The sequence below is a fragment of the Mesorhizobium sp. PL10 genome, assembly GCF_053714315.1.
On record NZ_JBSKBR010000032.1, the window covers coordinates 1 to 12,584 of the forward strand.

At 64.7% G+C, this 12,584-nt stretch carries 11 protein-coding genes and 1 pseudogene; 1 reads left to right on the plus strand and 11 read right to left on the minus strand.

What is annotated here, in order from left to right; translation table 11 throughout:
* Window positions 1-205 (plus strand): annotated as a pseudogene (locus ACWGTO_RS29305) (HlyD family type I secretion periplasmic adaptor subunit); the annotation flags it as partial.
* Between the two features lie 173 nt (window positions 206-378).
* On the opposite strand, the gene ACWGTO_RS29310 reads toward ACWGTO_RS29305, so the two are convergent.
* The 11 genes from ACWGTO_RS29310 to ACWGTO_RS29360 form a co-directional block, all read right to left on the minus strand.
* Window positions 379-1,686: a mechanosensitive ion channel family protein gene (locus ACWGTO_RS29310; protein ID WP_454578268.1), complete on the minus strand. Its 1,308-nt coding sequence runs from the start codon at window positions 1,684-1,686 to the stop codon at window positions 379-381.
* 173 nt (window positions 1,687-1,859) lie between these two features.
* Window positions 1,860-2,828 carry a substrate-binding domain-containing protein gene (locus ACWGTO_RS29315; protein WP_454578269.1) on the minus strand — a complete coding sequence of 323 codons (969 nt, stop codon included), beginning with the start codon at window positions 2,826-2,828 and terminating at the stop codon, window positions 1,860-1,862.
* Between the two features lie 126 nt (window positions 2,829-2,954).
* Window positions 2,955-4,007 carry an ABC transporter permease gene (locus ACWGTO_RS29320; RefSeq protein ID WP_454578270.1) on the minus strand — a complete coding sequence of 351 codons (1,053 nt, stop codon included), beginning with the start codon at window positions 4,005-4,007 and terminating at the stop codon, window positions 2,955-2,957.
* Window positions 4,007-5,524 carry a sugar ABC transporter ATP-binding protein gene (locus tag ACWGTO_RS29325; protein WP_454578271.1) on the minus strand — a complete coding sequence of 506 codons (1,518 nt, stop codon included), beginning with the start codon at window positions 5,522-5,524 and terminating at the stop codon, window positions 4,007-4,009. Before ACWGTO_RS29325 ends, ACWGTO_RS29320 begins: the two co-directional genes overlap by 1 nt.
* Window positions 5,521-6,519, minus strand: a complete 999-nt coding sequence (locus ACWGTO_RS29330) for a LacI family DNA-binding transcriptional regulator (protein ID WP_454578272.1) — start codon at window positions 6,517-6,519, stop codon at window positions 5,521-5,523. The genes ACWGTO_RS29325 and ACWGTO_RS29330 overlap by 4 nt, the downstream gene beginning before the upstream one ends.
* A 192-nt stretch (window positions 6,520-6,711) precedes the next feature.
* Window positions 6,712-7,167 (minus strand): GFA family protein, encoded by a 456-nt coding sequence (locus ACWGTO_RS29335; protein WP_454578273.1) that lies wholly within the window; start codon window positions 7,165-7,167, stop codon window positions 6,712-6,714.
* A 23-nt stretch (window positions 7,168-7,190) separates the two neighbouring features.
* Window positions 7,191-7,721 carry an isochorismatase family protein gene (locus ACWGTO_RS29340; RefSeq protein WP_454578274.1) on the minus strand — a complete coding sequence of 177 codons (531 nt, stop codon included), beginning with the start codon at window positions 7,719-7,721 and terminating at the stop codon, window positions 7,191-7,193.
* Between the two features lie 82 nt (window positions 7,722-7,803).
* The gene (locus ACWGTO_RS29345) at window positions 7,804-9,819 is read right to left on the minus strand and encodes an amidase (protein ID WP_454578275.1); all 2,016 of its coding nucleotides are present in this window, start codon (window positions 9,817-9,819) and stop codon (window positions 7,804-7,806) included.
* A 206-nt stretch (window positions 9,820-10,025) separates the two neighbouring features.
* Entirely contained in the window at window positions 10,026-11,273 is a 1,248-nt protein-coding gene (locus tag ACWGTO_RS29350; protein ID WP_454578276.1) for an ABC transporter permease, read from the minus strand.
* A 40-nt stretch (window positions 11,274-11,313) separates the two neighbouring features.
* Window positions 11,314-12,024, minus strand: a complete 711-nt coding sequence (locus ACWGTO_RS29355) for an ABC transporter ATP-binding protein (protein ID WP_454578277.1) — start codon at window positions 12,022-12,024, stop codon at window positions 11,314-11,316.
* Between the two features lie 5 nt (window positions 12,025-12,029).
* Entirely contained in the window at window positions 12,030-12,488 is a 459-nt protein-coding gene (locus ACWGTO_RS29360; RefSeq protein ID WP_454578278.1) for a hypothetical protein, read from the minus strand.
* Between the last annotated feature and the right edge of the window lie 96 nt (window positions 12,489-12,584).

Sequence of the window (12,584 nt, forward strand, 5' to 3'; positions counted from 1 at the left end):
TCGCATCACCGACAGCAAGACCGGGTTTCCCTACTACCTCGCCGACGTGGCTGTCGATCCGATGGAATTGGCAGCGGCCCCACAGATTGCCCTTTACCCAGGCATGCCGGCGTCGGTCATGATCGTTACCGAGGAACGCACCGCACTCGACTACATTTTAGGCCCGCTGGTTGTGTCGTTCCACTCGGCGTTTCGCCAGAAATAATGGCGTTCGCTCCAACGCGATTCCAATTTTCGACGGGTGGTCAGGCTCGCAACGCGCAAAGACGGCGGAGAACTCCCCCGGCATTTTCGATGATCTCCACCCCGGCACCTGGTAGCGATAGGACAAGGTGGCCAGTCCGCCTCACCTCTTCTTCCGCATCAACATCGAGAAGATCACTGGTCGTCGTGCCCTCGTCTGACCGGCCCAGCCTCTTTCATGATGATCTCGCGATGCGGATAGGGGATGCTTATGCCGTTTGCCTTGAACGTGTCCCACAGCGCCAGCAGCACCTTGCCGCGCACGTTGGTCAGGCCTTGCTGTGGGTCGCGGATCCAGAAGCGCAGGACGAAGTTCAGCGAGGAGTCGCCGAAGTCCGTCAGCCAGCACACAGGCCGCCGGTCGGCCTCAACCCGGCCGACGCTGATCGCGGCCTCTATCGCCAGTTCGCTGACCTTGTGCGGATCGGCGTCGTAGGAGACGCCGAAGTTCACGTCGAGGCGCACGAGGTTGTCGCTGAACGACCAGTTGATGACCCTCTGGGTGATGAAGTCCTCGTTGGGGATCAGGAATTCGCGGCCGTCGCGCGTCACCACCGAGACGAAGCGCGCCCGCAATTCGCGTATCCAGCCGAAGGTGCCTTCGAGCGAAATCGTGTCGCCCGGCTTGATCGACTTGTCGAGCAGGATGATCACACCGGAGACGAAATTCGAAACAACCTTCTGCAGCCCGAAAGCGAGACCGACACCAACGGCGCCGGAAAACACCGTCAGCGCCGTCAGGTCGAGGCCGACGGCCGAAAGTGCCACGGCGCCGGCCACCAGAACGAGGCCGATCTCGGCGACCTTGCCGACGAGGACGCGGATCGACGGTGTCAGCTCCTCGGAGAGGCGGACGCGCTCATCGATGTAATTGCCGGTGACCACCGCAAGCCAGACCGTGGCGATCAGGAGCAGCGCCGCCTTCAGCACCATGAGGGCCGAAAGGCGAACCGCGCCCAGAGGGATTGCCAGGCTGTCGAGGAAGGCGGCCGCCTCATTACTGACACCCAGTATGACAAGGGCCGCGTAGATCCAAGCCAGCCAACCCAGCGTGCGAGCGACGAGGCGGTTGCGAATGATGCGCGACAGCACGGTCGCAAACAGCCACGCCAGCGAGAGCAACAGCGCGACGAGCAGGAGATGGGTGCGGCTCGGCCAGGTGATGACGAGCAACAGGTTGAGCGCGGCAAACAGGAAGATAATGAACAGGATCCAGTCGGTGCGCCGCAACAGCGCGATGACGACCCTTAACAGTCCAGGATGACCCTTGATCTGGCGTGCCTGGTTCTCGACGAGAGGCTCGACCCGCAGCGCCGCCAGCTTCGCCACCACAAAGAGCGAGGCGATGATGCCGACCTGATAGACGAACCATGGCGTGGCGGCATAGTCGAACCATCCGCCGGCCCAGGCCAGCGCTCTATCGATGGCGTCGCGAAAATCCATTGCCACACGACCACTTGGCTAACGAACTGCAACTCGCGGCCCACAATGTCGTCGGCCTTGTGATTGGTCAAGTTGAGCTTGAGGATGGTTTTGTGAGCGGCAGCGGCGGAACAAACGTGGCAAGGCCCGCGAAGGGGGCCTTGCCACTGATTCTTGCAAGGTGATCGCCAGCCCTACTTCCCCATCATCTGCTTCGCATTCTCCGCCGTGATCGCGGTCGTCTCCACCGTCACCGTCGGCTCCACCGACGTCGCGCAGTCGAGCAGGATCTTTTTCGACATCTCTATCGCTTCCTTGGCGCCCGTCGGGTAGGTGAAGGTTGCGGCCCAGTCGCCCTTGGCGACCGCCTCGATGCCGCCGGCCGGGCCTGGCAGGCCGTCTGTGCCGATGATCTTGACGTCCTTGCCTGCGCCCTTGGCGGCGAGCAGCGCGCCGGCGGCCATCATGTCATTGGAGGCGTAGAGCACCTTGATGTCGGGGTGCGCCTGCAGCATGGCGGCGAACGCGACTTGCGCTTTGTCCGGCACCCAGTCGGCGGCCTGCTCGGCCACGACCTGGATCTTGGCGTTTTCCTTGACGCCGTCCTTGAAGCCGTTGAGGCGTTCCACCGCCGGCGTCGAGCTCGGCAAGCCCTCCAGCACCGCCGTCTCGCCGCCATCGGGCAGCAGGGTTTTCGCGGTGTATTTGCCGGCTTCCATGGCGATCTTGTAATTGTCGCCGCCGATGAAGGCGGTGTAGTCCTTGCCGGGGTCGCCGACGGTCTTGCGGTCGAGCTCGATGACCGGGATGCCGGCATCCATGGCGCGCTTCACCGCCGGCGTCAGCGGTGCGGCCTCGAAGGGCGAGATCAACAGGATGTCCACCTTCTGGGTTATGAAATTGTCGACCTGCGAGGTCTGCGTGTTGACGTTTCCGGCGCCGTCGGCGATCTGCAGCGTGAAACCGGGCACTTCCTTGGCCGCGGCCTCCAGCTCGTCATTGACGTGCTGGCGGTAGGGCTCGGCATTGTTGGCCTGCGAAAAGCCGATGATGAACTGGCCGTCCTTGGCGCAGGCTTTCACCATTGGATCGGCGGCGTAGGCCGTTCCCGCTACGCACAGGCACGAGCCTGCCAGAAGCACGGTCGATAAGATCGTTTTCATACTCACTCTCCTCCTCGTCGGGCCGGGGCCAGACCTTGGTTGACGTTCCTGTTTTTGCCGTCTTCCTCCTTGTTTGTTGATGCATGTCGTTATCGCAAAACCGATGTCACTTTTGCGCGACATGCACTAACGACCCAACCCCTCGCGGCGGCGAACGAGGGATTGAAGCACTGCCGCCAGGACGATGATCGCGGCGGTCGCGAGCAACTGCATGGCGGGCGTGATGTTGTTGAGCTGCAGGATGTTGGCGAGTGCGCCGAGCATAATGGTGCCGGCGACGGTGCCGACCATCGACCCGGCGCCGCCGAACAGGCTGGTGCCGCCGATGACCACGGCGGCGATGGCCGTCAGCTCATAGCCCATGCCGTCATTGGCGCTGCCGAAATTGAACTGGCCGGCGTGCACGATGCCGGCAAGGGCTGCAGCAAAGCCGGTGATGGCGTAGACCGAGATCTTCACCATCGACACCGGCACGCCGGAAATGCGCGCGGCGCGCTCATTGCCGCCCACGGCAAAGACATAGCGGCCGAAGCGCGTGGTGTTGAGCACGATCGTGGCAATGGCGGCAAAGACTATGAAGACAAGTGTGGCCACCGGCACGGTGTTGTTGAACAGCCGCTCGCCCAGCACGGCAAACACCGGCGGCGCCAGGCCCGGCCCGTCGCCATAGGAAATGTTGATGTACTGATTGCCGGAGACGACCAGCGCCAGGCCGCGCGCGGCCTGCAGCCCGGCCAGCGTGACGATGAAGGGTTCCAGCCTGAAGCGGGTGGAGATGGTGCCCTGGATGGCGCCGAAGACGATGCCCATGACCAGCACGGCGAGGATGGTGGGGATCAGCCCGAAGCCGCCGGAGATCATCATCGAGGCGGTGACGACGCTGGACAGGCCAAGCACCGCGCCGACCGACAGGTCGATGCCGGCGGTGATGATGACGAAGGTCATGCCGATGGCGATGATGCCGGTCTCCGACACGGCGCGCACGATGTTGGCGATGTTGTCGGGGTTGAGGAACAGGATCTCGCCATGGCGGCGCGGCGAGAAGATGATGCCGCCGATCGCCACCAGCACCAGGCCGATCAGGCTCTGGAAGCGCACGATGAGCGCCAGCGGATCGCGATGTTTTTGAGGCGCAGCCATCACGGGCGCGCTTGCCGCCGAAATCTTGTCGTCAGACATCAGGCCTCCCTGCCATTTGCCGCGGCCAGCACCGTGTGCTCGTCGACGCCAGCCATGAATTCCGCCACATTGCGCCCCTGGCGCAGCACCACGATGCGGTCGCACAGGCCGATCAGCTCCGGCATCTCGCTGGACGCCACCAGTATGCCCAGCCCTTGCGCCGCGAGTGCCCTGAGCCGCGCGTAGATCTCGCCCTTGGCGCCGACATCGACGCCACGCGTCGGCTCGTCGAGCAGCAGCAGGCGCGGGTTGCCGAGGATTTCCTTGGCCAGCACCACCTTCTGCTGGTTGCCGCCCGACAGCGCACCGACGGCGATGTCGGGGTTCTTCGGGCGAATATCGAACTGGCCGAAGGACTCCTTCACCGCCTCGGCCTGGCGGCGCGGCGACACCAGCCAGTTCGGCGAGATCCTAGATATCACCGACATCACCAGATTGAGGCCGACCGCCATGCGCAGCATCAGGCCTGAGCCCCTGCGATCGTCGGTGACGAAGGCGATGCCCGCGTGGCGGGCGGCCTTGATGGAATCGAGTCTCACCGGCCGGCCCGATATGGCGACCTCGCCCTCCCAGCGCCCGGACAGGCCGGTGCCATAGAGGGCGGACAAGAGCTCGGTGCGCCCTGCCCCCATGATGCCGGCAAGACCGACGATCTCGCCTTCATGGACATCGAGCGAAACCCCTTGCGGCGCCTGCCAGCCGGCGCTGTCGCGGGCGAGCTTGAAGCTGGCGTTCCTCAGGCTGAGCAGCGGCTTGCCCGCCCCTTTGGCGCGCTGCGGATAAAGCTCGTCCAGCGGACGCCCGACCAGCAGCCGTACCAGTTCGGCCTGCGGCGCGTGCGGCTCGGTGATGCCGGCCACACGGCCGTCGCGCATCACCGTCACCCGGTCGGCAATGCCTGGCACTTCCTCCAGCCTGTGCGAGATGTAGACGATGCCGACGCCGGTGGCGGCGAGCTTGCGCATGATGTCGAAGAGACGCTCGACCTCGCCGACGGTGAGGGCTGCCGTCGGCTCGTCCATGATCAGCACGCGCGAGGCATAGGACAGCGCCTTGACGATGGCCACCACCTGGCGCTGGCCGATCGACAGGTCGGCCACCATCGCGCCTGGATCGATGGCGATCTCAATCGCTTCCAGCCGCCTCTTGGCCTCGCGGCGCATCGCCGGCACATCGAGGAAGCCGCCGGGACGCATCAGTTCGCGGCCGAGGAACAGATTGGCCGCGACGTCGAGCGACGGCACCAGGTCGAGTTCCTGGAAGATGGTGGCGATGCCGGCCGCCTGCGCTTCGCGCGGGTTGTTGAAGCGGACGGGCTTGCCGTCGATCTCGATCGTGCCTTCGTCCGGCGTGTAGACGCCCGACAAAAGGTTCATCAGCGTCGACTTGCCGGCGCCGTTTTCGCCGAGCAGCGCGTGGATCTCGCCGGCCTTCAGGTCGAAGTCGACGCCGCGCAGCGCCTGCACGCCGCCGAAGCGTTTCACGGCGCCGGTCATCACCAGAAGCGGCGCGGTCATTTCGGCCTCCCGCAGGATTGTCGCGCGTGCAGCGTCGCCTGCAGGCGCACGGCGCGGGGCGCGGATCCGATCGCCGCGATGCGGGCGCTGAGCAGCGCCGCCGCCTGGCGGCCGATCTCGGTGCAGGGCTGCTCGATCAGTGTCAGCCTTGGCTCGAAACAGTCGGCCCATTCGAAATCGTCGAAGCCGACCAGCGACAGATCGCGCGGGATCGAAAGACCTTTTTCGCGGATGGCGCGGACTGCCCCGATCGTCGTCATGTTGTTGCCGGTGACCAATGCGGTGGGCGGCGTGGGCAGCGACAGGATCGCATGCGTCGATGCGGTCGCTGCCGCCGTGTCGATATTCTCCGGCGAGACATAGTGCGGCACGCTTTCAAGTCCATTGGCGGCGAGCGAAGCCTGGAACGCCTCGATGCGTTCGCGCGTCGTCGCCAGCCCCGGCTGCCCGGCGATGTAGCCGATGCGCTTGTGACCGAAGGAGACGACATGGTCGATCAGCGCGCGCATCGCCGTGTCGTTCTCGACGCCGATCTGGTCGAAGCGGTCGTCGGCGAAACGGTCGATCAGCACACAGGGCACCTTCTTGTCGGCGAGATAGTCGACGGCCCGCTGCGGCGAGCCCGACGGCGCCAGAATGACGCCGTCGACGCGGCGCTGGTGGAAGGCGCGCACCACTTGCAGTTCGCGGTCCGGGTCTTCCTGCGTGTCGGAGAGAAAGACCATCAGGCCGAGCCGCGCGCATTCGGCTTCGACGGCGCAGATGATGTCGGTGAAATAGGGATTGGAAATCGCCGAGATGGCCAGGCCGACGCTGTTGGTGGTCGACGCTTTCAGCGACCGCGCCAGCTCGTTGGGCTGATAGCCCATGGCGGCAATGGCGTCGTTGATCAGCTTCGCCTTCTCCAGCGAAACGAAGCGCGTGTTGTTGACGACATGCGAAACGGTCGACACCGACACGCCGGCGCGCCGCGCCACTTCAGCCATTGTCGGCAATAAAACTCAGCGCTTGCAAGCGCTCCTCCCTATGCGTTTCCCGTCCGCTCTGTCGGCGGATTTCGGGGAAGCTTAGGGTGATCGAAACGTTTGCGCAATCGATTCGATGGATTTTTTTGTATGAAGCTGCGCTTTGCCTTGTCCCCTTGTGGGAGAAGGTGGATTGGCGCGCAGCGCCGAGAAGGTAGGCGCTCAGTCTTCAGCTTCCGCAAACTCGGCCACCAGCGCCTCATACGCCTCAAAGGCCGGCAGCGCTTCGTAGCTATGCACCGCAGGCGTCGTTGCCCAGGGCAGTTTCTCGCTGGTCCAGGTCTCGACAAACGGCGTGAACCAGCCGTGTTCATCGAGCATGGTCGGGCGCAGATTGACGAACCAGTCGAGCCCTTCCGGACGGGTGAACATCCAGCTCATGCAATGCGGGCAGAAATAGTGGCGCGAGGCGCCGTGCAAGCCGCCGATCACCGGCTCGCCCTGCGTTATTTCGAAGCCGTCCGAGGGAATGGCGGCGCTTAGCGAATAGGCGCTGGCCGACATGGTCTGGCAGCCGGTGCAATGGCAGGCCATGGTCAGCAAGGGGGCTGCCGAAATCCTGAGCCGCACGCGTCCGCAGCGGCAGCCGCCTTCGGCCGGCAAGGTCAGGCTTGGCAAATTGGTCTCCTGTCTCCGGTCGCTCAGCCCGTCAACACCTTCGTCGTCACCAGCGTGACGCCATCTTCGGCGAAGGCCGCATTATAGCGCGCGACGATCTCCGGGGCGGTTTCGCCCTCGGCATCCAGCGTAGAGTGGGCGTCGGACACGATGGTGACGGCGAGGCCTTCAGCCAGCGCGCCCTTGACGGTGCCGGCGATGCAGAAATCGGTTTGCGCGCCGGCGAGCACGACTTCGCCGGCGCCCTGCCCGGCCACCCATGCGCCAAGCTCGGGATTGGAAAAGGCGTTGCGTACGTTCTTGGAGAATGTCGGCTCGTCCTTGGCCTGGCCGAGTTCCGGCCATACCGGCCAACCCGGCTCGCCCGGCGCCAGCGGATCGCCGGCCGGCCCGTCATGCCTGACGAAGGCGACCTTGCGGCCCTCGCGCCGCGCCCAGTCGATCAGCGAGCGGGTACGCGCGGCAATGCCCGGCGCATCATGGATCGGCGGCTCGACGCGCCCGTCGAACATGTTGGTCTGGAGATCGATGACGATGAGGGGAGCTTTTGACATGGCGCCAAGATAGTGCGGGAGGTGGATGGGTCAAGCGGCGAAGCTGCTGATCTCCCCCCTCGTGGGGGAGATTAGCTCACCCTCACCCGATCCCACCCGTCACCACATAAGCACCGGCAGTGCGTCCATCCGGCAGACGCACTATTGCCGTGACGATTGATCCATAGGCGCCGCGCCACACGCTGTGCGTTCGCTCATGCTCGGCGACAGGCACCAGGATGCTGCCATGCCATCGTGTGCCGCTTTGCTGCATGGCGACGGGCTCGCCATTGACGTGGACTTTGACGCCTGCGGTCTCCGCGTCATTGGCATCGAGTTCGACCGCTACAGCGATCTCGGCCTGGTCTCCTTGCCGTATCGTTTCGGCGGTTAGCGTGAGCACCAGCGGCGCCGCATCGCTGGGCCGCGATCCACCGCGCGCTGCAAACACATCGTCCGGCAATTCTGGCGTGCGCGACGGACTGATGCGGCGCTTCGCCGAGCGCTCGAAATCGCCGGCGAATTGCAGCAGCCGCACATCGTCATGGGCCTTGCCGGCAAATGTCAGTCCCACCGGCATACCGATATCGGCCATCGTGCCCATCGGCACGGTGACGGTCGGGATGCCGAGATGGCGCCAGACCAAATTGCCGTTGGCGACCCAGGTGCCATTGCGCCAGGCAAGGGCTGCCGAGGCGTCATTGACATCGGCATCGGCCGGCCCGACGTCGGCTACAGCCGGCAGCACTACTGCGTCGAGCCTGTTCGCATCCATCCAGTCCTCGAAGTCGATCCGGCGCGTTGCCTCCAATCCCTTGAGCCCTTCCGCCAGCGTGGGGATGTCCTGGAACGGCGTCACGCCCTGCCTGGCGCGGGTGACATAGTCGGCCAGATCGAACCCGTCATCGCCATAGCAGTCGGGCAACGCGCCCGGCGGCTGCGGGAAAACCTTTGGGCCGTCGACCGCGGTCAGATCGGGGATGGCGGGATCGGCATTGGCGCGCAGAAAATCGTCCCAGCCCCAGATGCAGAGGTCCCAGATTTCGTGCTCCGCAAAACCTTCAGGCACCAGCCCGCGCTCGACCATGGTTTTCGCGCCAGGACGATCGCGCTCGTAATTGGAGACGACAGGAAAATCGACCTCGATCACCTCAGCACCGAGCCGTTCGAGATCGCGCGCCGCTTGCTGCCAGAGGTCGAGCACCGAGACGCGGGTTCCTATCGGCCGCGTGGCATCGGCATCCTTGCCGATATACATTTTCGGCACGCCGAGGCGCTTGCCTTTTAAGGAGCCTTCGAACTGGAGCGTCGCGTAGCTTGATGGCCTGAGATCGGTACTTTTTGGGATCGTCACCCAGGGCTGCGCACGCCAAAAATCGCCGCGCGTGTGCGCGTCGTCGGCGACGATCACGTCGAGCAATTCCAGCATATCGGCCATGCCGCGCGTATGCGGCACCACCACATCCATGGTCGGCACCAGCGGCCAGTTACCCCTGACCGAAATGGCGCCACGCGACGGCGTGTAGCCGACCAGCGCGTTGTTGGACGCCGGCGCCCGCCCCGACGACCATGTCTCTTCACCCAGCCCGAAGGCAGCGAAGCTCGCGGCCGTCGCCGTGCCCGAACCGTTGGACGAGCCGGAGGCGAAGGCGGCGGTCAGGTACTCGGCATTGTAAGGGCTTTCGGCGCGGCCATAGACGCCGCGCTGCATGCCGCCATTGGCCATTGGCGGCATGTTGGTCAGCCCGATCAGCACAGCCCCGCCGGCCCGCAGTTGGGCGATGGTGAAAGCGTCCTCATTGGCAACGAGATGCTCGAAGGCCGGCGATCCGGCAGCCACCGTCATGCCCCTCACCTTGTAGCTGTCCTTGGCGGTGTAGGGGATGCCGTCGAGCGGCCCGAGCGTGGTGCCCTTCGCGCGGCGCAGGTCGGAGGCGGCAGCCTCGTCGAACATTTGCGGATTGAGCACCGGCACGGCGTTGAGCGCGATGCCATGGCGGTCGTAACGCGCGATGCGCCTGAGATAGGCGCCGACCAGTTCGACGCTGGTGACGGTGCCAGACTCAAGCGCAAGGCGCAGGTCGGCGATCGAGGCTTCGACGAGGTGGAGGTTGGGCATGGCAGGTTTGCTCGGCTGGCGTTGCTTCACACCCCCCTCTGCCCTGCCGGGCATCTCCCCCGCAAGGGGGGAGATTGGCTGTCATCTATGCTTTCGCCATTTAGCGGTATTCAAGATGGGCAGAGGCGCCCGAACTGCTGATCTCCCCCCTTGCGGGGGAGATGGCCGGCAGGCCAGAGGGGGGTGTTCAAGCGCCCAACCTCGCATCAGTTCCTCAGCGCCTGCGCCGGCGATTGCCGATAGGCCAGCACCGACGGCACGACCGCAGCCAGGCCCGCGACGACAAGCAGGATCAGCGCCGAGCTCATATCCTCGATGCGGAACATCACCGGCATCGAAAAGCCGCTCATTTCGCCCATCGTATGGGCGATGGTTCGAGCCGCGATATAGCCGAAGAGAAAACCGAGCAAAACCCCGGCGCCGACGATGACGAACGTTTCCACCCAGACGATCCCGAACACCACCTGGCGTGGCGCGCCGAAGGCGCGCAAGGCGCCGATCTGGTGCCGTCGCTGCAGAATATGGACGATGACAACCAGAAGAATTGCCGCCGCGACGAGGAATTGCGCGCCGGCCGCGACCATGGACAGGATCCGCCTTGCATCACCGAGGGTTCCATAAAGCCGGGTCAGCACTTCGCCGGGAAAGACCGCCAGCGTGCGGTCGCTGCGATACTGTTGGCGCAGCTTGTAGGCGTCGGCGATGGTGTGCGGTTTCACCACGATTGCCGGCAGGCCGGACGCCGAAGGATCGAGGACGGCATCGGGGTTGATCGGCGCATCGAAACCGTGCGGTGCGGCACCGTCTTGTGCGTCAACCTGCTCGACAAGTGCTGCAATTCCGGCGCGTCCATTCTCGTGTTCATGGATATGCCAGACCGCCTCGATCGGCACGATGATCGCCCGGTCCCAGGCGGTGCCGGTGGGGCTGAGGCGCCCGACAATCGTATAGGTGAAATCATTGTGGATCTCGGTCGCCGCATGCAGCTGTCCATGCGCGGGATGAAAGCGGGCGCCGACGCTTTTGGGAACCGAGGCGCCGACCAGCGCATCGCCAAGCACTGCGAATGTGCGGCCTTCGGTGACGCCGCCCAGCCCGTCGACCAGCGCTTGCGTGGTTCCGACGATCGGAAAGCTTTCGACGAAATCACCGAAACCGACGGGTGCCGCCCAGGCCACCCGCTTGTCCCTGACGAGGCCGGCCAGCACATCGCCCGGCATCAGCGACAAGGGTGCCGCCTGCAGAAACACGGAGGACAGCACCAGCTGGGTTTCACTGCCCGGCGCGCCGATCACCAGGTCGAAAGCATCCGCCGCTTGCGCGCTGCCCAATCGCAGCGCCCGCTCACTGAGCGTGACGGCAACGCCGAGCGCGGTCGCAAGCGCAATCAGCAACGCCACGGCAGCCACGCCGATCCAGTGTCGCCTCAGATCCGCGGCGATGAAGCGGAGCATCGGCTATTCCTTTCTCCCACGGGCTTTTCCATCTGCGAGGTCAGAAAGCTTCATCGCGCTCGGCCATCGCCTGCGACGCGCCGGTATCGCGCGTCACCTGACCGGCTTCCAGGCGGATGATCCGGCCCAGCCTTTCTATGAGCCGTTTCTCGTGACTGGCGACGATAAGGGTGGTTCCCGCCTCGCCCGCCAATTGCAGCAACAGGTTCGCCACCGCAATTCCGGAATCGGCATCGAGGCTGGCGGTCGGCTCGTCGGCGACGATAATGGCCGGCCTCGTCACCAGCGCCCTGGCAACGGCAACCCGCTGCATCTGTCCGCGCGACATGGTTTCGACCGGCTGTCCCGGACGCTCGATTTCGACCCGTTCGAGCAGCCGCAGTCCTTCCGCCTTCAGTTCGGACACGGGGCGAACCCTTGACAGTCTACCGGGCAGCAGGACGTTTTCCAGCGCCGACAGGCCGGGGCACAGATAAAACTCCTGCATAACCAGGCCGACATTCGCGGAACGCCAGCGGTCACGCCTGGCTTCGGAGAGGCTGGAAAGTTCGGTGTCGCGCCAGCGCACCGAGCCATGGCGTATCCTTTCCAGCCCGGTCACGATGTTGATGAAGGTCGTCTTGCCCGAACCCGAGGGCCCGGTGACAGCGACTTTTTCGCCAGCCCGGATGTCCAGCGCGGGCACGGTGAGCGCAGGCTTCTCAAGGTCGCGGAAGGAAACCCGTAAATCCCTTACGGACAGGCCAAGCATGATCGCTACGCCCGGTGGAAATGCGCGTCGACGATGCGCAAAAGGCTGACGAAGCCGGTTTCCGGGTCGGTCCAGGAGCCGGTTTCCAACCTGCCTGCCACCTCAATGAGGGCGTTTGCCTGTTCGAAGGTTTGTGCCTGGTCGAGATAGATGACGACGATGTTGTCGGGCCAGTCGGCGTCGGATGAGCAGAACGGGCACAGCGCCATCGGTATCTCGGTCAGGACGAAGAATTTCGCCTCGGCCTTGAGCGGCGGCGCCATGAAACCCTGCATGGTGACGTCCTGACCGGCAAGGCTTTTGACCTTGTCGGAGAAGGTCATGCCCAGCACGCCGATCTTGCCGTAGAGGTCATCGAAGGTGAGCGGCGCGGCGGCTGCCGACGCGGCGCGCAAAGCCCAGGAAAAACAGACCGCAGCCGAACCGAGCAGCGTGCCGCGGCGGGTAATCGGTCTACACGCCATGATCCGTAGTCCTCCTTGTCGACAGGCCCGGGCGCCGTCAGCGCCCGAACCGCCGTCCCGGCCCGCTTCATCCGCATCCCTGCGGAAGCGAATGGA

Bases quoted from the DNA above. Each gene is read 5' to 3' on its own strand.
- ACWGTO_RS29310 (WP_454578268.1), bottom strand. From the start codon at position 1,686: ATGGATTTTCGCGACGCCATCGATAGAGCGCTGGCCTGGGCCGGCGGA.
- ACWGTO_RS29350 (WP_454578276.1), bottom strand. From the start codon at position 11,273: ATGCTCCGCTTCATCGCCGCGGATCTGAGGCGACACTGGATCGGCGTG.
- ACWGTO_RS29325 (WP_454578271.1), bottom strand. From the start codon at position 5,524: ATGACCGCGCCGCTTCTGGTGATGACCGGCGCCGTGAAACGCTTCGGC.
- ACWGTO_RS29360 (WP_454578278.1), bottom strand. From the start codon at position 12,488: ATGGCGTGTAGACCGATTACCCGCCGCGGCACGCTGCTCGGTTCGGCT.
- ACWGTO_RS29355 (WP_454578277.1), bottom strand. From the start codon at position 12,024: ATGCTTGGCCTGTCCGTAAGGGATTTACGGGTTTCCTTCCGCGACCTT.
- ACWGTO_RS29315 (WP_454578269.1), bottom strand. From the start codon at position 2,828: ATGAAAACGATCTTATCGACCGTGCTTCTGGCAGGCTCGTGCCTGTGC.
- ACWGTO_RS29345 (WP_454578275.1), bottom strand. From the start codon at position 9,819: ATGCCCAACCTCCACCTCGTCGAAGCCTCGATCGCCGACCTGCGCCTT.
- ACWGTO_RS29320 (WP_454578270.1), bottom strand. From the start codon at position 4,007: ATGTCTGACGACAAGATTTCGGCGGCAAGCGCGCCCGTGATGGCTGCG.
- ACWGTO_RS29340 (WP_454578274.1), bottom strand. From the start codon at position 7,721: ATGTCAAAAGCTCCCCTCATCGTCATCGATCTCCAGACCAACATGTTC.